The organism is Nocardia sp. NPDC056564 (assembly GCF_042793755.1).
Taxonomy (GTDB): Bacteria; Actinomycetota; Actinomycetes; order Mycobacteriales; family Mycobacteriaceae; genus Nocardia.
Map to the genome: position 1 here is coordinate 118,768 of NZ_JBHTUR010000008.1, position 23,086 is coordinate 141,853.

Consider the following 23,086-nt stretch of genomic DNA (forward strand, 5'->3'; position numbering starts at 1 on the left):
AGGCTCGTGTTCAGATGAATTGGTGCTACCGGCTCACGCAGGGGGACGACCACGATGGGTGATCAAGACAAACCGGCCAAACTGCCGATACCCGGCCTGCAAGATCTCTTGGACCAGCACGATGTCCAGATTGCCCGAGGCAAGTCCACCGATTCCCAGTCGCGTGTGCGTCGAGATGACGCAGAACTCAACGCTCTCGGTGCGGGAACTGACCCGGATTATGTGCGCACCGAGGAACGCTTCGAGGGCATGACACTGGAAGCCATGATCGCTGCCGTGCACGGCGGAGCCGACGGCAGCGGCGGGTTGAACGCCGCGGGCCTGCAGACGATCCGCAAGACCTGGTTCGACTGCTACTCCGACCTGGTCAACCAGTCCACATTCAACCTGGTGGGGATGAACCGGATTTTCGGCAATGGGCTTTGGCAGGGCGCCAGCGGTTCGGCTGCGCAGACTGCATCCGAGCAGTACTCGCGAGTGGCGAATCAGATCGGTCGAGTGTTCGAGTCCATGAGCCAGCGCCTGGACTCCCTCGCGTGGGCAGCCGAAGCTGTCCGGATCGCGGTCCCCACCACATCGCCGTCGGTGACCGTCGTCCCGAACCCTGACAACCCGGTCGAATCGATCCTGCCCGGACTGATCAACCCCGCATACCAAGATCAAGTCGACAACACGCGAGAACACGCTCGGCAAGCGGCAATTCGAGCTCTGAACAGCGTCTACAAAGAGACGTTCCCGCCTGCTGGAACCGGAGTTCCGACCTACGCGGTCGTGCCGCAAACAGTCCACAACGGGGATCCGGGCATACCCAACGGCATCAACTATGGCAGTCCCGTGCCCGCAGGAACCGGTCCCAACGACGCCGGTAAACCTCCCGGCGACGATACGCCGGCACCAGCAGAAGGGAGTGCGCCGGAAAACTCTGCCGCACCCACCGAACAACCCCTGGCCACGACCAGACCAGCCAGTACATCGCCCGGCGACACCAGCCCTGCCAGTGCCCGTACTCCCGACGGCACCAGCTCGGCCACCACCACACCAGCCAGCGTCACGAATACTCCCGGATCGCCGGTGACGCCCGGACTCACAGGGCCAGGACGAGTACCCAACACAAACACCGGACCCGGTACTCCGCAGCGGACTGGAGGCCCCGGCGCCTCGGTCCCGGCGGTACCCGGAACCGGTCGCGTACCCGGATCCGGGATTCCGGCTGCCGCGACCGCAGCAGGACGTCCTGGAGCGGGCAGGCCCGGAACTTCGATGGGCCCCGGATCCGGCGCGGGAGGACGACGGAAGGACGGCGAAGACGAGTCCGAACACTATGCTCCCGACTACCTCCGGGGAGTCGCGTCGGATTGGACCGAAGGCTTAGCTGCATCAGTAGACGTGATCGGTGCTGGGCCGCTTACCGAAGCCGACCCACATACCAACTACGCGCCACCACCTTCGGTGCCACCGAGGCAGCCGGCGCCGATCGTTGCCGAGCCGATCGATCCTCAGCCTCGAAACCCGGCGGACAACAACGCGCCTGCGAACACGACGCTCAGCTTGCCTGCGCAAGCACACACAGTACCGACATCAGCCGCCGCTGCCGCTGCACCGGCTTCCATCAACTCCCAGACCGAGCCCAACTCCCCAGAACCTGTCGAACGTCCCGATACCGGGCCTTCGCTCCAAGATCTATTCGCCGAGTACGGATGGAACGTGAACGACTCACCGGCAACACCCGGCACCGCGGACGCCAACGCGAAAGAAGCTCGGCCAGAAGGGGACACCGACACGCTCCGCTCGAATGGCACCACGTGATGATTCGGGCAGCCTGGACCTTCACTCCAGACGAATTCGCCTGGGTCTGGAGCGAAACCGGTCTCGACGAGTACCCCGAGCCGCTCAGCATCATCGAGTCAGCGACCACTCGAGAAGAATACGAGCAACTAATCGCGGAGATCAGCGTCCGCTACCCCCGCAGAGGTGATCCCGACCTAACCGGACCGATGCGGGTACTTACAAACCCTGATCTCCGGATCATCTGTAAAGGGCGATCCCATAACTCCCACAAGCGAGTTCGCACCCTAGGGGCAGCCGTTGGTGAAATCGGCGTCATCTTGTTCCAAAGGTCCGGCACCGCAGCCGAATTCGGTGGCGACATCAAGCTGGTCGTCACCCGCCGTCAGGACCTGGCTCGGCACCTCGCCAGCACCATGCCCCCGGCTTCGGCCGGGACCACCGAAAAGATGATCGGTTACACACCACGCGTGCGCGGTGAGGAACCGCCAACCTCGTGGACAGCAACCTCGAACGGCGAACATGCCGTAGAGGAACGCATCCGGAGCCTGTTGCATCGACGCCGTAATGCCGAGGGGCACTTTCGAATCGAACGTAATCGACACGACGCCCGCCCGTACCCTTCGTCGTATCTGAGTTGGATCGACATCCACCCAGATCTCCCAGGGGCAGGACGTTACATCATCGAAGTCAACGACAACGACACCATTGTCACACCGGCATCCCCTGCTGTTGTAGCCCACGAACTGTCGCGCCGCGCTGCACTAGACCAGGTCTGACGAAGCTCCATTCAAACTGCGCTATTCGCTCTTTCTCGGGAGGGGCTGCGTTGGCTTCAGCGGTTTGCGTCATCAATGACATGAAGGTCGTGACGGCAAGAAGGGTTTGGGAAATCGTCGAAACGTTGATATATACACTCCCTTTTGAGGTTCCAGCAGATATTCCTAGCGGATGCTCCGGTGGATTGGCGGAGGCCTAGGTGGGGCGGGCCGCGAGACTCGGTCCGACTGTTTCGGTGGTGATGGGCGGACATCGAGGGCGACTCGGTGGCCTCCGGCGTGTGTTCCGAAACTTGTTGTGATCACGGGGTTTTGCGACCGGTCCGGGTGGTCGGTCCCGGAGTGGCAAGGGAGCTGGATGTTCGAAGACGAGGTGTCGACCGTTGCTATCGACAACGGGTCGGGCAATATCTAGGCAGGGTTCGCAGGAGATGACGCCTCTCGGTCTGACATGCCCGCTCGAGCGCTTTGGCATCACACCCACCACGCCGTGCAGCGAGTCAACCCGAAAAGCGCCCCGTGATGCCGACCAGGCACCGCTGACTCCGAAGGCCGACCGGGACGGTGCAGGTGATGTTAGAGGTTCCCAAGTCCCGGAGCACCACATCGCCAACTCCCGTGCACTGGCGCTGTACGCCCCCGGGCCTGGTGTTCGACCTGGCGACGGCGTCACGACTGCGAGATCGATCGATGGGAATCGCACCATCGATGACGCTGTCATTCCACGGACACTGTCGCCTCGCGACAATCCCTAGCTGTTTGAGCGTTGTGCTGTTTGGGTAATCCCGCTCTGACCCGGAGTATATCCAGGTCAGAGCGGGAAAGCGCCCCCGGCTGGGCGTGACATAGATGGGAACGGCACCGACCAGTATCTTCTTGCTCGTCGGCTGGTTATTGAGGCCGTTTTTGCCCTTGGCAGTAGGCAGTAGGGGTAATCGGCATCGATCTTTCTGTGCGAGTCGGTTACTGCAAGGAGTATTGCTGGTTGCTGGAACGGGCCGCCACTTTGTGTTCTCTCTGAGTTCGTCTGGTGTCTGGGTTGGGCGGGATTCGCGGGCGTGTTCTGGTCAGGTGGTGCTCGTCGGCCAGCGGCTGTAATAGATAACTCGCACGGACATTCGTAACGTCGACGTACGATCGAGCCGGAGCAACCCTCCCACCTCAACTTGCATTGGCTGTGTGGCTCGCCGCTGCCTGCGCCCCGCGTTTCCCGCACCCATCGAACGATTTGGTTTAGATCGTCGTCATCGAGACTTGGTTGTGTGTCATCGTCGGTCGGCGCGGCCCTCTGTGGTGGCGGTCGGGGTCGTGAGGCGAGGGTGGTGGCGTTGACTCGGGGGGTTGAGAGGGATGCCGGCCGCGCTAGCGTCGAGCAGATCGATGCACGCGCCCATGATTTGGTGGAGCAGGATGCGGGGCATCAGTAGTTGTAATGTCGGTCCTTTACCTCCCCAACCTTATCCCGGAAATCTTGGATCAGTTCAGTTGCCGCGTCGCCCACACCGACGCTGAATTCAATTGAGGTTAGCTTTCGCATCGTGCCAGGTGTGATGTGTACCGAATAGTCCTTCATGCCGACCGTGGAAAGGGTGATCCGTTTGTCGTTTGAACTGCCAACAGCCTCAACCGAGTCGCGCTCGGCGAAAAATCGCTTGTCTGTTAAGTCTTCGGCGTCGATAACCAAGTCGGTATGTTCTATTACCTTGCGGTACTCGCGCTGCCATCCGGCCCATAATAGCTCCAAGATATTGGCTAGCACCTGCTCTATCGCCGATTCATCGACGAAATCATAGACTCCTTCTCCAAGTGAAATCGTGACATTTGTACGATGGCGTAGCTCCGCTTCGATTTCCAACTCGGATGCACGCACATGTACCCGAATATTATCCAACCGAGTGGACAAGTTCGACATTATTTCATTCCCGCCCTATGTCCTACCCATGCCGTGTTTTCCATAGAGATCGCCGTCGCTCATATCGGCCAACTTCGGGCGAGCGGCGACTAGACTATCCCGATTCTGATACACAGCATCTTGAAGCCTCCAGAGCCTTTCTTCGATTTGAACTGACTCGACATGCTGAATATGGTCCCGCAGACTATCTATCTCTTTTTGCATCGAAGCGATGATAGTATCGGGCGTAGCCCCGCCTACTTTTGCCTCGTATGTTATAGCTGCATTCCCTACGGACGCGGCGGACCCGATACCTACGACCGGCGCGGTGGCCCCGCCGGTCACAATGGTAATGGCGGCCGCGGCAACTGTGCCGACAGCGGCAAGTACCGAGAACGGAAACTTCCAGTCATTCTTGGTGGGTTCTTGATAATTCTGGAGCGCGTCCAAGGTGTTGTGTGCTATTTTGTCGATGTCTTTGCGCGCGGCAAGCCACATCGCCTGGTGCGCCTGTAGTGCACCTCTCATCGTGGACAGCATAGTGAAGTGGTTTCCGGCAATCGTTCTGAAACGGTCGATATAATTCGCCTTGAACGCAATGGCGGCTTCGCCGGTCCAGTCGTCCAAATAACCTCCAGCAGTCTCCAGATGGTCGAGATTGCCGCCGAGTATTTGCACGTCCTTGCTAAGATCGGTGTGGATAGTGGAAGTCCGATTGTTCAGCTTGGCCATAGCGTCGCCCAATTGCTGGATCGATGGGTCGTAGACCGCCGGATCGGGCATCCTGAGAAACGGATCGAACACTGGCTCTATAAATTCGTAGTTCTTGTAAATATTTTCCCAATGTGAAGTACTTCCGCATCTGTGTATGTATGTCATCTGCGCGCGTGTCGCCTCGATTCTGAGATCCTTCACATGCTGCGCGAGCTGCTCGTAACTCATCGTGCGTCATCCTCTTGCTTTCGCCGATTCATCTCCTCGGCTGCCGCTCGATCCGTGTCCGCGAAATATCGTCCGGCTTTGGCGAGCGCAACACCTGTATCGTCCAGGTTGGTTTTGGTGTCTATCAAGCAATTCACTACGGCTAAATGTAAGTGCATATAAGCTCGGTATACCGGGCCTAGGGTCTCTCCTCCGAAGTACTGCGGTCGCCGCATCATGTTCTCCACCGCATTTTCGACGCTGTTGCAGTGAAAGATTGCTTTCTGATAATCCGTTGCAATTGCCGGGAAATAGTCGTTCGCCACTTTGTCGAGTTTGTACAGCTCGACACCGAACGCTTCTCCGTGCTTGGCTAATTTACTCAACCGTCGGTCCTTTTCTGAACTTCTGAGGTTTCCGGAAGGCAGAGCTTTCGAACGATGCCAGCCGCGCTCGGCCAAATCTTGCATGGTCAGACCCCTCGCCTGGTCGGCCTATATTGTATAGATCTGGAACTCGATGTCCGGGTCGAAATCGGCAGCGGTTTGCAATAGCCGACACTCTGCGAATACGCCTGTCGAAAATAGTTTCAAATCCCCCGTGCTATGGACCACAGTTTCGTGGCATCGCAACCATCACGAACTCTCCGATGCCTTAACGCTAGCAACCAGCAGGAGCCGCGAAGCGACTTCGGAACGACCGTGGCACCGGCGCGCTATGAGCGCGTCAGCCAGCGAAAACGTCACGGCTCTCCACCGATCGGGTCGGCGGAGAGGCAGCAGGATCGGCAGTTCTGCCGCTGCCAGGGTGCGACGTGTCAGCACGCGGTCGTGTCGCGATTCGGCCGCAGCGGGAGTAGACGATGCGGCGCGCCGAATCGAACACCTGGTCGGGGCAGAGCGGACGAGGCACTCATCGAGGGGGAACTCGACCAGGTTAGCTGGTAGGGGTTGTCGATTGCGTTGTCGTCGAGCACAATTCGGTTATCGCGCCGTCTCACGGCGGTTTCGTGGCAGCCGTCAGTTCAGCAGCACGGACGCCGAACGGCCATCTGAGGGAACTGCCGTTGCGTGAGACCGCGTTGATGGCACGTTTACCTCCCGCGACTACCCCCACGAGAGGATCCAGGGACTTGGGGGACCGGATGGAGTTGGATCCGGCCGCGCTGTCGGCGCTCCTGCGGCAGCGGCGCGGCGAACTGGGCATCACACAGTCCGAGCTGGCGCGACGTGCTGGTGTCGGTGTGCGCACAGTACGCGATCTCGAGCACGGGGTCGTCCGCAATCCCCGTACTGCATCGGTGCGCCAACTGCTCGCCGCGTTGACGGAGGCGACATCGGAGCCGATGGCTCCGGCATTGTGGATCGGTGTGCTCGGGCCGCTAATTGTTGGGCGCGACGGCACGCGGCTGGCGCTGGGCGATACCCGCGAGGCGACTGTGCTCGGATTGCTTGCGCTGACAGTGAATCAGCCGTTATCGCTGGCCAGCGCAGCCGCAGCGGTGTGGGCCGACCAACCGCCAACATCAGCCACCGAGCTATTGAACCGGTATGTGCGGCGGCTGCGTCGGTTGCTCGGCCCCCGTCTACGGTTGACCGTCGGCCGCGGCTTCTACCGACTCGATCTGGACCCTGAGCAGCTGGACCTCTTACAGTTCGGCGAATTAGCGGTCCAGGCGCGTACCGCCGCAGAGGCAGGCGATCTGGAAATCGCGTACGAAACCTATGACCGCGCTCTGGCCTGCTGGCGTGGGCCGGTACTGTCCGGGAACGAGCGACTGGCATGGCACCCCTGGGCGGCAGTGTTGTCGCGGCAGCGGCTCTCTGCGACGTTGGCCTTCGCCGATATCGGGTGCGCGCTCGGCCGGCACGAGCAGACCCTCACCCGCCTCGAAGCCGTGCGTGACGACGAGCCGCTGCACGAGGGCCTGCATGCCCGGCTCATGACTGCCCTGGCAGGCAACGGGCAACAAGCGGCCGCCCTGGAACTGTACGACAACCTGACTGAACGGCTCTCTGCGGAGCTGGGTATCGAGCCGGGCCCAGAGATCCGCACCGCGCAGCTGAGGGTCTTGCGGCAGGAAATCCCCGCTGCGGGCCGGGGCTCGCTGGGCGGTCTCAACTTCCTGCCGCGGGACATGGACGACTTCGTCGGGCGAGCCGCCGAGATCGACGACCTGGCCCAGGCCCTGTGGAAGGCGACCGGACCCGGCGTGCATGTGCTCAGCGGGATGGCCGGGATCGGAAAGACAACGCTGGCCGTCCACCTGGGCCACCGCCTCGCCGACCGGTTCCCGGACGGACGGCTGTTCGTCGACCTGCACACCCACAGCGGAACACACGCGCCGCTGACCGTGCAGGCGGCCCTGGACGCGTTGTTGCGACAGTTGGGGGTGGACGGGCATCGAATCCCGGATCAAGTCGACCAGTGTGCGGCGCTGTGGCGATCGCTGCTGGTAGGCCGGGAAGCACTCGTCGTGCTCGACGATGTCGCCGATGCGGCCCACGTCCGGCCGCTGCTTCCGGGCGGCGGCACGAACTGTCAGTTTCTGATTACCAGCAGAAGCCGGTTGACCAGCCTGGATGCGATCGACACCGTGCCGTTGGAGGTGCTCTCCGACCGCGAGGCGGTGGACCTGTTTGTCCAGGTGGCAGGGACGCCGCGAATCTGCGGACAGGACGATCAAGTCTATGAGGTCATCCGGCTGTGCGGATTCCTGCCGCTGGCAATCCGGATCGCTGCGGCTCGCCTGCGTGATCGGCCATCGTGGACACTGGGGCACCTGTTGGCACTGTTGCGAAACGAACGGCGACGCTTACCTGCCCTCAGCGTCGGCGACCGTAGCGTCAGCGCCGCGCTGACGTTGTCGTACCGGCATCTGAACTATGCGCAACAGCGGCTGTTCAGGCTGTTGGGCGACTTTCCCGGGACGGATTTCACTGCCGCTGCGGCTGCGGCGATCAATAATTCCACCGCCGAGGAAACCACCTTGCTACTGCAGAGTCTCGTCGATGTGCACCTGCTGGATGAGGTTACGCTCGACCGGTATAGCTTCCACGACCTGATCCGTGATCACGCCAGGCAGATGGGACAAACCGAGCCCGCAGGCCAGCGGTACGAAGCGACCGCCCGCACCTACGTTTTCTACATACACCTCGCCGCGATGGCTGCCGACTTGCTCGAACCAACCCGCAAACGTTTCCCGATCACCAGCCCACCACCGGATCACCTGCCCGCACTGCACTCAACCATGGATGCGCTGACGTGGTTCGAGTCCGAACGTCTCAACCTGGCCGCCGTCGTGGCCGCCGCGGCCACCCGCGGACATCACGTACAGAGCTGGCAGCTCGCCCAGACATTGTGGCGGTACTTCTTCATCCGCGGACACATGCACCTGCTCATCGAAACCCATCGCATCGCACTGGCCAGCACCCTGTACTTGGGGGATACCGCGGCAGAGGCGGAGATCCGTAAAAGTCTCGGCCTCGGCTACTGGCGCCTCGGGCGCCTGGACGACGCTATCGATAAGCACACCCGTGCCCTGGCACTCGACCGTGCCAACCGCGACACGTGGGGCCAGGCCAAAACCCACAACCACCTCGGCTTCATTCACGCCCGCGACGGCGACCACGCCGCAGCGCTGAAACACCACCAGCGATCGGCGGAGCTGTATGAGGATAGCGGCGACCGTTGCGGCATGGCGCGAGCGCTGATCGGACTCGGCGACCTGGACTACCAAGCAGGTCGCAGCAGCCAAGCTGCCACCCGATTCCGACAGGCCCTCGAATTGGCGCGCGAGGTAGGCGACCGCTGGGGCGAAGGATTGGCATCTATCGGCGTCGGGCTCACCACTTCACTGCCCCACGCCCGCCAGCATCTGGAACACGCCCTGCGTCTCACTCGCACAACCGGTGACCGGTGGAGCGAAGCCATAGCACTGACCGGGCTCGGCATGGTCCTGGCCAACGCAAACGCTGTCGACGACGCCATCAACCACTACCGTCAAGCCATCAATCTCACCCAGGAAGTCGGCGACCAATGGTGGGAGCAGATAGCCACCGCCGGCCTGACCCAGCTGCGAGAACAACTCGGCCGCTGTGCCCCCATCCAGAACCAAGTCAACACATCGCACCACACCACGAAGCACGGTTTGTACGGGTTACCGAACACTTCAACGTGACGAACCTTCGCTGGACGGCGGCCAGTGTTCGGGTTCGGCGTTCGGTCGTTTTCCGAACGCTCTCCGGTGAATCTCGACCGCGCCCCCTATGGCCCTTCAGAGCGAGGCCGCCAGGTTCGGGCGTTCGTCTGATCTCTGAGGTGGAGTAGTGACACCCTTAGCACGCGAGGACGACCTCCGAGGGCGCAAAGGAGATCGTCACGAGCCGACCGGGCTCGTCCAATCCGGACGCCTTCGAGGCAGGAATCAACCAGTTCTCCGATTGGACCGACGAGGAGAAGAACGACCTCCTGAGGTCCGACCAGGCACGTACACGGATCGGCCCAGACGACACGGAAGTGGACGACGATCCACGATAGGTGGGGTGGCGATCGGTCATTTACCTGCGAGAGTTGATCTTTTACGAACGATGTTTCTGTTGCCTGTGAGCGACAAATCCCATGCCGACCGCGCCACCGTTTGAGACTGGCTCTGTCGTCCAAATCCGTTGGTCGACCAGGCTTCCCAATGCGCGCCGATGCCGCAAACTTCCGTCCAGTTTGGCGGTTATGTACTTCTCCCCGTTCAGCTGGGCTCGGCGGACCGTGCAGACGTTTTCGTCGCGTATTACCCTGTGGTGGCTGTGAGTGGCGTTCCGTGTACTTTTAATATGTTGAGCGCCAACAGGATTCGTCGTGCGGCCGGAGACCCGCCTCCTCGGCGGGGCATCATATAGATGGGAACAGTACCGACCAGCATTTTCTTGGTGGCAGGTGCTCGAAGCTGACTTTGCGCTGTGACAGCTGCCGATTGGCGTATCGATTCGGTCCTCGGCGGGATTCGTCCTGATGAGCCCGTCCCGGCCAGCAGGATTCCGGGGTGCGGTGATCGGCACAGTGCGCAGCGACGAACAGGGATAACCTTTGGCTCAACTGCGGCCAGTCAAACCGTTGCGCGACTCCGCGCTGCCTACGATCGCGAGGTGAGTGCGCCCGAGATGTTCTTGGAGTACGTCAACGCCCTGAAATGGCTCGTCCTGGCGGGCGGAATCGTCTGGCTTTTCCGCGTTCCCCTCGACGGCCTCATCCGCCGAATCGAGAGGCTCGTCGTGAAGGGACCAGGCGACACGCAGATGTCAGTGGAGGCGAGTATCGGACAGGATGTCGCTCGAGCCGCCGACCCCGCTGTCCGGCTCCGACAGCGATCGAACGCTCGGCGGCGCCAGATAACGGCAGTCTCGGCACCAACGAGTCATTGGCGGCTGTCAGTCAGGTTCAGGTATTGGTCAGCCCCGATGTGTACGCGTTGACCAAATGTTCTGCGGCCCAGGTCGATACGTTTAGAAGCAAGATCGGCAGTCTAGCCAGCCTGGACTATGACGAAGACTTGCTGATGATTGTGCCTCCTGATTCGGTACGGAACATCTTCGACAACATCGTTTGGATAGTCACGCCGAAGACGAACGCCAGCAGAGGCGCTCAGCGCTGCGGGTGCAGATTGCCGATGTCGAGGCCAGGATGAAGCGGCTGGTCCGCAATCTCGAGCTACTCGATGACCCTGATCCGGACTTCGCCGCCGACATCAACCAGCGCCGGGCTGAACTCAATGACGAACGTGCCGAGCTCCGCGGCAACCTGGCTGCCGTGGACGCGGAGGTGGTCGAGATACCGAACGTGAATCTGATTGACGCGCTTCCGATTGGGTACGTAGACATCGAAGCTTTGCCGTACGAACTGGCTCGCCAGCTGTTCGAGGCGTTCCGACTGGAGGTTCGGTACAACAAGATCCACCACTGCGCCAAATACCGGGTGACGCTCACCGGTCATACGTTGCGTCTGGCCACCGACATCGCGACCACGGCCATAGGGACCGCGAACGCCGCCACCCGGTTGGGTGGCGACGCGATCCGGCGCGTAGATGGGAACCATGTTCCCATCTATAGAGCGCCCCCGGCAGGAATCGAACCTGCGACCTAGGGATTAGAAGGCCCTTGCTCTATCCAACTGAGCTACGGAGGCAGTGGGTTCCACCTTGGCCGACATTGGTCGTGCTGTCCAGCGCGCCAATTATAGCGACCGACCAGATGGCTAGGGGTCTACCGTGACCGCGAGTACGAGCATTGAGGCCATGATCACCTCGAGCACCAGGTAGAACCAAACGGGGAAGAACGCGGACGGGCTTTCGACGAAACCCGACCAGACGCGGCCGACGGCCATGCCGCCGAGCGCTGCGGCGACCGTCACACAGGCCCCGAATCTCAGGTCGCCGACATCGGCGGCGGCCAACCCGAGGATCACCGCGATCGCGACGCCGAATCCGCCGTAGACGGCTCGCACCTCGGCGCGTGCGTCCGCGCGGTCGGCGAGCAGCCCGAGTGGGTCGGCGAGTTGGCTGGGCCGCAGTAGCCCGTAAACACCCATGGCAGCGAAGAACAACGCCACCAAGGCAATCAACACGATCGAAACGATCGACATTGCACCTCCGTGATCTGGGACCACCCTATCGGCCCAAACCCGGCGCGGCCACGCGATAACAATCGAACTACGCTCAGTCGTATGTCGTCAGCGCAGGACCCGTCCGCTTCATCCGATCTGGAGGTCACTCGCTCGGCGGCGACATACGCGGTAGTGATCGCGCTCACCGGTGCGATCGCGGCGGTGGTCGCGGCGCTGGTGGTCGGCCTGTCCGCGGCGCAGGCGCTGAGCCTGCTCGGCATTCCGGATCCCGGCGCGTTGACCACTTACGGCCTGCCCGCGGTGCGCGCGCTCGCGGATCTGTCGGCGGCGCTGACGGTCGGTTCGCTGCTGTTCGCCGCGTTCCTGGTGCCGCCGCAGGCGAACGGGCTGCTCGACGTCGGCGGATATCGCGCGGTGCGCCGCGCCTCCAATTTCGCGCTGATCTGGGCGGGCTGTGCGGCGCTGCTGATTCCGCTGACGGTGTCCGACACGACCGGGCAGCCGGTGCGCGACACGCTGCGCCCGGAGGCGCTCTGGCGCGCCATCGATCAGATCGAGCTGGCCGGCGCCTGGCGCACCACGGTGCTGTTCGCGCTGATCGTCGCGGTCGGCGCCCGGATCGCGCTGCGCTGGGGCTGGACCCCGGTGCTGTTCGCCGCGTCCATCGTGACCATGATGCCGCTGGCGCTGACTGGGCACTCGTCCTCCGGCGGCGCGCACGACCTGGCCACCAACAGCCTGATCCTGCACCTGGTTTCGGCCGCGGTGTGGGTCGGCGGCCTGTTCGCGCTGCTGGCGCACGCACGCCGCGGCGGCGCGCACACCGACCTCGCCGCGCGGCGGTTCTCGCTCACCGCGAGCATCGCGTTCGTCACCATCGGGGTGAGCGGCGTGATCAACTCGTGGATCCGGGTGCCGTGGGACGACCTGTTCACCACGACCTACGGCCGGCTGGTGCTGGCCAAGGCCGCGGCGCTGGTGGTTCTCGGCCTGATCGGTTTCGCGCAGCGGCGCGCCGCACTGCCCGCGCTCGCGGCGAACCCGCGCGATCGCGGCGCGCTGGTCCGCTTCGCCGGGGCCGAGGTGCTGGTCTTCGCGGCGACCATGGGGCTCGCGGTCGGCCTCGGCCGGACCCCGCCGCCCCCGCCGACCAGCATTCCGACGCCGGCCGAGGTCGAACTCGGCTACAACCTGGCCGGGCCGCCGAATGTCGCACGGCTGCTGTTCGACTGGCGGTTCGACCTGATCTTCGGCACCTTGGCGATCGTGCTCGCGGTGGTGTATCTGCTGGGCGTGCGCAGGCTCCGGGCGCGCGGCGACGCGTGGCCGATCGGGCGGACCATCGCCTGGCTGTCCGGCTGCGTGGTGTTGCTGATCGCCACTTCGTCCGGCGTCGGGCGGTACGCGCCGGCCATGTTCAGCGTGCACATGGGCGCGCACATGGCGTTGTCCATGCTGGCCCCGATCCTGTTCGCGCTCGGCGGCGCGGTGACGCTGGCGTTGCGCGCGCTGCCGCCCGCCGGACGTGCGGGTGCGCCGGGACCGCGGGAGTGGATCCTGGCCGCCGTGCACAATCCGGTGTCACGCTTCCTGACCCATCCGATCGTGGCGTCGGTCATCTTCGTGGGCGGGTTCTACGCGCTGTACCTGGGCGGGATCTTCGACACCTACGCGGACTCGCACGCCGCGCACCTGATGATGAACGTGCACTTCCTGCTCAGCGGCTACCTGTTCTACTGGGTCGTGATCGGCATCGATCCCAAGCCGCGCCGGGTGGAACCGCTGACCAAGCTCGGCATGGTGTTCGGCTCGCTGCCGTTCCACGCCTTCTTCGGCATCGCGCTGATGAGCATGAATACCGTGCTCGGCGGCTGGTTCTATCGTGGCCTCGGTCTGGGCTGGAACGGCGACCTGCTCGGCGATCAGCGCACCGGCGGTAGCCTGGCCTGGGCGAGCGGTGAGGTGCCGCTGGTCGTCGTGATGCTGGCACTGCTCATCCAATGGTCGCGCAGCGATCGGCGGCTGGCGCAACGCACCGATCGGGCCGCCGACCGCGACCACGACGCCGCCCTCTCCGCGCACAACGCGATGTTCGCGGAGCTGGCAAAACGTGACCGAGGGGTACACAAGTAAGTGAGCGAGCGGCAGCGAGTGAACCAAGGGCACAGCGCGTCGTGAGCGGTCGGTCGGCGCAATGCCTTTGGGCATGAGGTCTCAGGTCATGGTGGAGTCGAGTTGGTCAAGGTGTGGTTGTGAACGAGCGGTCCGTAGTTTTCTCCGAACACAGACCGGTCGATCGGATCTACCGATCCGACGTACGAGCCGCGCGTAGGCGGCTGGCCGGCCGGATCCGCAAGACGCCGGTCTTCCATACCTCCGTCGCCGGGCCGAACGGTCCGGTGCCGGTCACGATGAAACTCGAATACCTGCAGTACGGCGGCACTTTCAAGGTTCGGGGGAGCTTCAACGCGCTGCTCGAGTCGCCGGCGGGCACCGAGGTGGTCATCGCCTCGGGCGGCAACGCGGGGATCGCCGCCGCGCTGGCCGCCGCGCATCTCGGAAAGTCCTGCACCGTGGTGGTTCCCGAGTCGGCGCCGCACACCAAGGTGGCGGCTATGTGGTCGCACGGCGCCGAGGTGCTCTGGCACGGAACGACTTACGCGGAGGCCCTCGGCCACGCGAACGAACTCGCCGCCGAGCGGAAGGCGGTGCAGCTGCACGCCTACGACCTGCCCGCCATCGTCGCGGGCGCGGGTGTGGTCGGGCTGGAGATCGAGGAGCAGGTGCGGGGGCGGCCGCCGGTGCTGGCGGCGGTCGGCGGCGGCGGGCTGGTCGCGGGAATCGCGGCGGCGATCGGCAGGCGCCAGCAGGTGATCGGGGTCGAGCCGGAGGGCATTCCCACGCTGCACGCGGCGCTGTCGGCGAACCGGCCGGTCGAGGTCGCGGTGTCGAGCATCGCGGCGGAATCCCTGGGCGCCACCAGGATCGGTGATATCGCCATGGACATCGCGCGCCGCTATCAGGTGCGTTCGCTGCTGGTCACCGACGACGCGATCGCGACGGCCAGGGACTATCTGTGGCGCGAGTTCCGCATCGTGGTGGAGTTCGCCGGTGCGGCCGCGCTGGCGGCGGTGCAGAGCGGCGTCTACGTCCCCGCGCCGGACGAGCGCCCGGTGATCGTTCTCTGCGGCGCCAACACCGATCTTTCGGTGCTGTAACCACTTTCGCCCAGCGCCCCCGCCGGTGGCAGGAAAGAAGCGCCGGATATCCACATTCGGAAAAGTTGTCCACATTCGCGGATCGAGGCGACCGATCGCCCCGCGCATCGATGAGGCTGGAGGGGTCCTTCCGGACGAGCGGAAGTTCCCGGGCACCCGCCACGGGCCGAATGCGAAGGGGCGTAAACATGTACGAGGCGCACGCGACCGTGATCGGCAATGTCGTCAACAATCCGATCAGGCGGGAACTGCCGAACGGCGAGCAGCTGCTGAGTTTTCGGATGGCGAGCAATTCGCGCCGATTGGACCACAGCACGGGGGAGTGGGTGGACAACGGCACCCTGTTCCTCACCGTCAACTGCTGGCGCAGACTGGTGGCCGGGGTCGAGGCCTCGCTGCGGCGCGGCGATCCGGTCATCGCGTACGGTCAGCTGCGCTCGCACGAATTCCGTGGCCGGGACGGGATAGAACGGCGTGACCTGGAGATGCGGGCCAGCGCCGTCGGCCCGGATCTCGGCCGGTGCACCGCGCAGGTGACCAGGTGGTCGCAGATGCGGAATACTGGAGACCGCTTCGGCGCTGATGTCGAGGTACCGGCAGGCGACGAGCTGGGGGAGAATGTCGCAGCCGCCTCTACGGCGCCACCCCGAACGACCCACCCCGAGCCCGCCGACGCCTGACCCAGTACGGCGGACTTCCGGCCGCGCGCTGCGCGGGGCATCCGCCGGTTCTCCTTACCGTTTCCGACACCGATAGGCTTCCTCTCTATGGCTGAGTTCATTTACACGATGAAGAAGGTTCGCAAGGCCCATGGCGACAAAGTCGTGCTCGACGATGTCTTCCTGAACTTCCTTCCCGGCGCCAAGATCGGTGTCGTCGGCCCGAACGGCGCGGGTAAATCCAGCGTCCTGAAGATCATGGCGGGACTGGACCAGCCGAACAACGGCGAGGCGTTCCTCGCCACCGGCGCGACGGTCGGCATCCTCATGCAGGAGCCCGCGCTGAACGAGGAGAAGACGGTCCGCGGCAATGTCGAGGAGGGCCTCGGCGAGGTCAAGGTGAAGCTGGACCGCTTCAACGAGATCGCCGAGCTGATGGCCACCGACTACTCCGACGAGCTCATGGACGAGATGGGCAAGTTGCAGGAGTACCTGGACCACGCCGACGCCTGGGACGTCGACTCTCAGCTGGAACAGGCGATGGACGCGCTGCGCTGCCCGCCGCCGGATGAGCCGGTCACCAACCTCTCCGGTGGTGAGCGCCGCCGCGTCGCGCTGTGCAAGCTGCTGCTGAGCAAGCCCGACCTGCTGCTGCTCGACGAACCGACCAACCACCTCGACGCCGAGAGCGTGCTCTGGCTCGAACAGCACCTGGCCGCGTACCCGGGCGCCGTACTCGCCGTCACCCACGACCGGTACTTCCTGGACAACGTCGCCGAGTGGATCCTCGAACTCGACCGCGGCCGCGCCTACCCCTACGAGGGCAACTACTCCACCTACCTGGAGAAGAAGGCGCAGCGGCTCGAGGTCCAGGGCAAGAAGGACCAGAAGCTGCAGAAGCGGCTCAAGGACGAGCTCGCCTGGGTGCGCTCCGGCGCGAAGGCTCGTCAGGCCAAGAACAAGGCCCGTCTCGGCCGGTACGAGGAGATGGCGGCCGAGGCCGACAAGCACAGGAAGTTGGATTTCGAGGAGATCCAGATTCCGGCGGGCCCGCGCCTGGGCAACGTGGTGGTCGAGGTCTCGCACCTGGACAAGGGCTTCGGCGACCGCCAGCTGATCAAGGATCTGTCGTTCACGTTGCCGCGCAACGGCATCGTCGGCGTCATCGGCCCGAACGGTGTCGGTAAGACCACGCTGTTCAAGACCATCGTCGGACTGGAGGCGCCGGACAGCGGCGAGGTCAAGATCGGCGAGACGGTCAAGCTGAGCTACGTCGACCAGAACCGGGCCGGCATCGACCCGAAGAAGAACGTCTGGCAGGTCGTGTCCGAGGGACTCGACTTCATCCAGGTCGGCAACCAGGAAATGCCGTCGCGCGCCTACGTCAGCGCGTTCGGCTTCAAGGGTCCGGATCAGCAGAAGCCGGCCGGCGTGCTCTCCGGTGGTGAGCGCAACCGGTTGAACCTGGCGCTCACGCTCAAGCAGGGCGGCAACCTGATCCTGCTCGACGAGCCGACCAACGACCTCGACGTGGAGACCCTCGGTTCGCTGGAGAACGCGCTCGAACAGTTCCCCGGCTGTGCCGTGGTCATCTCCCACGATCGCTGGTTCCTGGACCGCACCTGCACGCACATCCTGGCGTGGGAGGGCGATTCCGACAACGACGCCAAGTGGTTCTGGTTCGAGGGCAACTTCGAGGCCTACGAGGCCAACAAGATCGAGCGCCTCGGCCCGGAAGCCGCCCGCCCGCACCGGGTTACGCACCGCAGGCTGACCCGCGACTGACCAGGTTCCGGATCGAGTCGTGCCGTCGCGCACGACCGCACGACTCGATCCCGACCGGTGCCGAAAATACCGGACGCCCGTTATGTCTTGTATCCGGCACAACGGCCGTACACCTGCGCCCCACAGACGCTCTTCGCCTCGCTAGTGTGGGACACGTGAATGCGCAGGCACAGTTCGAGCAATCGGCGGCCCCCACCGTCGACCTGGTAGCCGAGCTGAACCGAGGTGCTTCGGCCCCGCTGCCGCCGCAGAAAGACCCTGTCGCGCACACCTGACGTTCGTGCGTCCGAACGATGCTGTGCCGAGATCATTCATCCGAGCTGGGCAATCGCGTGGCGAACACGGCCGTGATGGTGAACACCCCAGGATTGGAAGGGATTTCACCCCCTCGTCTTCCACGCACAGCTACTCTCGGACCGGCGTCGCTTTGTTACGGAACCGAATCCGAGGAGTTGGCGAAAAAATGACGGTCTCGTCCGAATTGTCCGGTGCGGCGTGGGCCGCGAGTCTGCCGCAGGTACTGCGCGGCGAACTCGCGACTCTCGAAGAGGCGTATTTCCGCCACGTCGACGCTGGCGATGTGGACTGCGCGATCACCGGCATCACTCAAATCTTCCGGCGGCACATGGAGTTGGCCATGCACCGCCCGGCGGGCCGGGCATTGGTCCGGGTGTACCACCCCGACGACGGCTCCGGCCTCGGCGCGGCGGTACAACTCGTCACCGATGACATGCCCCTACTTGTCGAGTCGATCACCTCGTCGCTGAGCCGGCTCGGCGTCAGCGTGAGCGAGGTGATCCACCCGATCTTCGAGGTCGAACGCGATGCGGACGGCCTACTGCAACACGCGGGCCCGCATGAGGTGGACGGCGCCAACGGCGCGGGCGCATTGCGTGAGTCCTGGATGCACCTGCAACTGCACCCGGCGACCAGCCGGGCGCTGCTGGCCAAGATCGAATCCGGCATGCCGAACGTGGTCGCCGACGTGCGCCAGGTCATCGGCGACACCGAGTCGATCAAGGACGTGCAGAGCAAGCTGGCCGACGACCTGGAGCTGGCCGCGAAGTCGGGCACCGCGCCGTTCCCGGACACCGACCTGGTGGACACCGCGAATCTGCTGCGCTGGCTGGCCAGCGGTAACTTCACCGTGCTCGGCTATGCCCGCTATCAGCTGAGCGCCGAGCCGGGCCAGGAGTCGTCGTCCAACCCGATGCCCGGCACCTGCCTGGGCGTGCTCCGGCCCGACGTCGGCACCGACTTCCGGGTGCCGATCAACGCCGCCGATCGCCCGCTGCTGATGCTCACCCAGGGCCTGGTGCCCGCCACCGTGCACCGCTCGGTGTACCCGTACTTCATCGGCGTCGCCGACTTCGACGAGTCCGGAACCATCGTCGGCGAGCACCTGTTCATCGGCGTCTTCACGGTGACCGCGGTGCACGAGAACGTGCTGGACATCCCGGTGATCGAGCGCCGGGTGCGCTCGGTGATCGAGGAGAGCGGGTTCGACCTGGAGTCGTTCTCCGGGCAGGCGATGCTCGAGGTCATCCAGTCCTTCCCGCGCACCGAGCTGTTCTCCTCCGACGCGGAGACGATGCGCCGCACCGCTCTGGCGGTGCTGAACATCGGCCTGCGCAGGCAGGTCCGGCTGTTCCTGCGCGCGGACGGCTACGGCCGGTTCGTCGCCTGCATGGTCTACCTGCCGCGGGACCGCTACACCACCAGGGTGCGGCTGGAGATGCAGGACATCCTGGTCCGCGAGCTCGGCGGCGTCTCCATCGACTACTCGGCCCGGGTCGGCGAAAGCGACTTGGCCAGTGTGTATTTCACCGTCCGCATGCCCGAGGCCGAGCACGGCGCCCCGCGCTACGCGGCCCCGGCCGCGGACACCTCCGAGGCCAACCGGCTGCGTATCCAGGGGCTGCTCGGCGAGGCCAGCCGGACCTGGGAGGATCTGCTCAACGACGAGGTCAGCACCTCGACCATGCTCGACCCCGCGGTGGTGCAGCGTTACTCCGCGGCCTTCCCGGACGCCTACAAGGAGGACTTCGAGGCAGGCCGCGCGCTCGCCGACATCGTCCGCCTGGAGCGGCTGCGCGAGGGCGGCATCGATCAGTACCTCTACCGCAATGTGGCGTCCGACCCCGGTTCCTGGCGATTCTCGCTCTACGTCGCCGGCCCCGGCATCTCGCTGAGCCAGGTGCTGCCGGTGCTGCAGAGCCTCGGCGTCGAGGTGGTCGACGAGCGGCCGTACCAGCTGCAATTGGAGCCGCAGCCCGGCGGCGACCCGAGCACCGGTGGCGAACGCTGGATCTACGACTTCGGCCTGCTGGCTCGTCCGGAGCTGCTGCGCAGCGCGCTCGACCGGGACCTGGACGCGGAACTGCTGGAGTCGTCCACCCGGGCGGCCGTGCTGGAGGCCGAGGTTCGCGGCCTGCGTGAGCGGTTCACCGAGGCCTTCGAGGCGGCCTGGTACGGTCGCGCCGAAGCCGACGGGCTCAACGAACTGGTGCTGCGCGCGCGGCTGCCGTGGCGCGCGGTCTCCATCCTGCGCACCTACGCGAAGTACCTGCAGCAGGCCGGTTTCCCGTACAGCCAGGCCAATATCTCCCGGGTGCTGCTCACCTATCCGGACGTGGCGCGGTTGTTCGTCGACCTGTTCGGGGCCCGCTTCGACCCGGACACCGTCTCGGCCGAGCATGCCGCCGAGCTCGAGGTCCAGGTCCGGGGCCGCATCGACGACGTGGTCAGCCTGGACGCCGACCGCATCCTGCGCGCCATCCTCAACCTGATCCGGGCCACGCTGCGCACCAACTACTACGTCACCGACGCCGAGGGCATGTCCCGCGACTACGTGTCGGTGAAGGTCGAGCCGCGCGAGATCAGCGAATTGCCCAAGCCGCGGCCGCAATTCGAGATCTTCGTGTACTCGCCGCGGGTGGAGGGCGTGCACCTGCGGTTCGGTCCGGTGGCCCGCGGCGGGTTGCGCTGGTCCGACCGTCTGGAGGACTTCCGCACCGAGGTGCTCGGCCTGGTCAAGGCCCAGGCCGTGAAGAACGCGGTGATCGTCCCGGTCGGCGCCAAGGGCGGCTTCGTGGTGAAGCAGCCACCCGCCGCCACCGGCGATCCGGTCGCGGATCGGCAGGCGCTCGGCGCCGAGGGCATCAGCTGCTACCGCACCTTCATCTCCGGCCTGCTCGACGTCACCGACAACGTGGATCGCGCGACCGGCAAGGTGCTGCCGCCCGCCCGGGTGGTGCGCCGCGACGGCGACGACACCTACCTGGTGGTCGCCGCCGACAAGGGCACCGCGACGTTCTCCGATATCGCCAATGATGTGGCCAAGCGCTACGGCTTCTGGCTCGGCGACGCGTTCGCCTCCGGCGGCTCGGCCGGCTACGACCACAAGGCGATGGGCATCACCGCCAAGGGCGCCTGGGAGAGCGTCAAGCGGCACTTCCAGGAAATGGACATCGACACCCAGACCCAGGACTTCACCGTCGTCGGCATCGGCGACATGAGCGGTGACGTGTTCGGCAACGGCATGCTGCTGTCCGAGCACATCCGCCTGCTCGCGGCGTTCGACCACCGGCACATCTTCCTGGATCCGAACCCGGACACCGCGGCCTCCTACGCCGAGCGGCAGCGGATGTTCGCGCTGCCCCGCTCGTCCTGGGCGGACTACGACGCCTCGCTGATCAGCAAGGGCGGCGGCGTGTACGACCGCACGGTCAAGTCGGTCCCGATCAGCCCCGAGGCCCGAAAGGCGTTGGGCCTGGCCGACGACGTCGAATCGCTGTCCCCGCCGGAGCTGGTGCGCGCGATCCTGCTCGCGCCCGCGCAGCTGCTGTGGAACGGCGGCATCGGCACCTACATCAAGGCCAGCACCGAGGTGAACGGCGAGGTGGGCGACAAGTCCAACGACCCGGTCCGCGTCAATGGAAACCAGTTGCGGGTCAAGGTGATCGGCGAGGGCGGCAACCTGGGCGCGACGGCGCTCGGCCGGATCGAGTTCTGCCGCAACGGCGGCAAGATGAACACCGACGCACTGGACAACTCGGCGGGTGTGGACTGCTCCGACCACGAGGTCAACATCAAGGTGCTGCTCGACGGCGTGGTCAGCGCGGGCCAGCTGCCCGAGCCGGAGCGCAACCCGCTGCTCGCCTCGATGACCGACGAGGTCGCGCAGATGGTGCTGGAAGACAATGTGGCGCAGAATTTCCTGATGGGCATGTCCCGCACCGACGCACCGCAGATGCTGAACGTGCACATGCGGCTCATCGATGATCTGGAGGCGCGCCGCGGCCTCGACCGGGAGCTGGAGGCGCTGCCCTCGGACGCGCAGTTGCAGCGCATGCTCGACGAGGGCGCCGGCCTGAGTTCCCCGGAACTGGCCAACCTGATGGCGCACGTGAAGCTCGCGCTCAAGGCCGACCTGCTCGACACGGATCTGCCGGACAGCCCGTTCTTCGTCACCCGGCTGCCCGACTACTTCCCGACGCCGCTGCGCGAGCGGTTCGGCGCCGCGATCAAGAAGCACCGGCTGCGCCGGGAGATCCTCACCACGATGATCGTGAACGAGATGGTCGACTACGGCGGCATCACCTACGCCCACCGGTTGAGCGAGGAGACCGGCGCGACGCCCACCGATTCGGTGCGCGCGTTCGCGGCGGCCACCGAGATCTTCGGCCTGCCGGAGATGTGGGCGCGCATCCGCGCGGCCGACGCCGCCACCTCGGTGCGCGACCTGCTGGAACTGGAAACCAAGCGGACCCTGGACCGGGCCTCGCGCTGGTTCCTGAGCAACCGGCCGCAGCCGATCGCGGTCGGCGCGGAGATCAACCGGTACTGCCAGGACGTGCAGGCGCTGGCGCCGAAGGTGCCGGGCTGGCTGCGCGGACATCACGTCGCGACGCTCACCGATCAGTCGGCCGAGCTCATCGCCCGCGGTGCGCCGACCGACCTGGCCACCGAGGTATTCGGCCTGCTCAACCTGTTCCCGCTGCTCGACATCGTGGACATCGCCGACATCACCGATCGCGACGGCGACGAGGTGGGCGCGCTGTACTACGCGCTCAACGAGCACCTCAAGATCGACTGGCTGCTCCAGGCGGTCAGCCACCTCGAACGAGGGGACCGCTGGCATTCGCTGGCCCGGCTCGCGCTGCGCGACGACATGTACTCGTCGCTGCGCTCGCTGACCCTCGATGTGCTCTCCGCCGGTGACCCGGAGGAAAGCGCGGACGAGAAGATTGCATACTGGGAGTCGAAGAACCAGTCCCGGCTCGGGCGTGCCCGAGCCGCGCTGTCGGAGTTGTTCGAATCCGGTACCCACGATCTCGCCACGCTGTCGGTGGCCGCGCGGCAGGTGCGAAGCATGGTGAGCGGGGTGGGCGCCCAATCGGAGGTACCACGTTGACGAGTGCGTTGAACGGT

General features: G+C 64.8%; 13 protein-coding genes and 1 tRNA gene. 9 read left to right on the forward strand and 5 right to left on the reverse strand.

Features of this window, described 5'->3' with window-relative positions; translation table 11 throughout:
* The first annotated feature begins 54 nt into the window (after positions 1–54).
* A complete protein-coding gene (locus tag ACFQ9K_RS21395; protein ID WP_378714435.1) occupies positions 55–1,806 on the forward strand; it encodes a hypothetical protein in 1,752 nt (583 codons plus the stop codon).
* Positions 1,806–2,564, forward strand: coding sequence for an ESX secretion-associated protein EspG (locus tag ACFQ9K_RS21400; RefSeq protein ID WP_378714605.1), 759 nt, complete (start codon positions 1,806–1,808; stop codon positions 2,562–2,564). The genes ACFQ9K_RS21395 and ACFQ9K_RS21400 overlap by 1 nt, the downstream gene beginning before the upstream one ends.
* A 1,420-nt stretch (positions 2,565–3,984) precedes the next feature.
* Here ACFQ9K_RS21400 and ACFQ9K_RS21405 read toward each other — a convergent pair.
* The 3 genes from ACFQ9K_RS21405 to ACFQ9K_RS21415 are packed head-to-tail and all read right to left on the reverse strand — an operon-like array spanning position 3,985 to position 5,846.
* Positions 3,985–4,467 (reverse strand): hypothetical protein, encoded by a 483-nt coding sequence (locus ACFQ9K_RS21405; protein WP_378714433.1) that lies wholly within the window; start codon positions 4,465–4,467, stop codon positions 3,985–3,987.
* A gap of 24 nt (positions 4,468–4,491) precedes the next feature.
* Positions 4,492–5,397 (reverse strand): hypothetical protein, encoded by a 906-nt coding sequence (locus tag ACFQ9K_RS21410; protein WP_378714431.1) that lies wholly within the window; start codon positions 5,395–5,397, stop codon positions 4,492–4,494.
* A complete protein-coding gene (locus tag ACFQ9K_RS21415) occupies positions 5,394–5,846 on the reverse strand; it encodes a hypothetical protein (protein WP_378714429.1) in 453 nt (150 codons plus the stop codon). Before ACFQ9K_RS21415 ends, ACFQ9K_RS21410 begins: the two co-directional genes overlap by 4 nt.
* Before the next feature lie 674 nt (positions 5,847–6,520).
* Here ACFQ9K_RS21415 and ACFQ9K_RS21420 point away from each other — a divergent pair.
* Both ACFQ9K_RS21420 and ACFQ9K_RS21425 read left to right on the forward strand, forming a co-directional pair.
* Positions 6,521–9,556 carry a BTAD domain-containing putative transcriptional regulator gene (locus ACFQ9K_RS21420; RefSeq protein ID WP_378714428.1) on the forward strand — a complete coding sequence of 1,012 codons (3,036 nt, stop codon included), beginning with the start codon at positions 6,521–6,523 and terminating at the stop codon, positions 9,554–9,556.
* A gap of 1,469 nt (positions 9,557–11,025) precedes the next feature.
* A complete protein-coding gene (locus ACFQ9K_RS21425; RefSeq protein ID WP_378714426.1) occupies positions 11,026–11,511 on the forward strand; it encodes a hypothetical protein in 486 nt (161 codons plus the stop codon).
* Here ACFQ9K_RS21425 and ACFQ9K_RS21430 read toward each other — a convergent pair.
* Positions 11,480–11,553, reverse strand: a tRNA-Arg gene (locus ACFQ9K_RS21430). The genes ACFQ9K_RS21425 and ACFQ9K_RS21430 overlap by 32 nt on opposite strands.
* Positions 11,554–11,622: 69 nt before the next feature.
* On the reverse strand, positions 11,623–12,009 hold the full coding sequence (locus ACFQ9K_RS21435) for a DUF4345 family protein (protein WP_378714425.1): 387 nt from the start codon (positions 12,007–12,009) through the stop codon (positions 11,623–11,625).
* Positions 12,010–12,090: 81 nt separating this feature from the next.
* Between ACFQ9K_RS21435 and ACFQ9K_RS21440 the strand changes: the two genes are divergently transcribed.
* The 5 genes from ACFQ9K_RS21440 (at position 12,091) to ACFQ9K_RS21460 (ending at position 23,069) form a co-directional block, all read left to right on the forward strand.
* On the forward strand, positions 12,091–14,124 hold the full coding sequence (locus ACFQ9K_RS21440; RefSeq protein WP_378714423.1) for a cytochrome c oxidase assembly protein: 2,034 nt from the start codon (positions 12,091–12,093) through the stop codon (positions 14,122–14,124).
* Positions 14,125–14,243: 119 nt separating this feature from the next.
* Positions 14,244–15,209 (forward strand): serine/threonine dehydratase, encoded by a 966-nt coding sequence (locus tag ACFQ9K_RS21445; RefSeq protein WP_378714422.1) that lies wholly within the window; start codon positions 14,244–14,246, stop codon positions 15,207–15,209.
* A 188-nt stretch (positions 15,210–15,397) separates the two neighbouring features.
* Positions 15,398–15,889, forward strand: a complete 492-nt coding sequence (locus ACFQ9K_RS21450; protein ID WP_378714420.1) for a single-stranded DNA-binding protein — start codon at positions 15,398–15,400, stop codon at positions 15,887–15,889.
* An 87-nt stretch (positions 15,890–15,976) separates the two neighbouring features.
* A complete protein-coding gene (ettA, locus tag ACFQ9K_RS21455) occupies positions 15,977–17,653 on the forward strand; it encodes an energy-dependent translational throttle protein EttA (RefSeq protein ID WP_378714418.1) in 1,677 nt (558 codons plus the stop codon).
* Positions 17,654–18,116: 463 nt separating this feature from the next.
* Positions 18,117–23,069, forward strand: a complete 4,953-nt coding sequence (locus ACFQ9K_RS21460) for an NAD-glutamate dehydrogenase (RefSeq protein WP_378723638.1) — start codon at positions 18,117–18,119, stop codon at positions 23,067–23,069.
* Positions 23,070–23,086 lie beyond the last annotated feature (17 nt).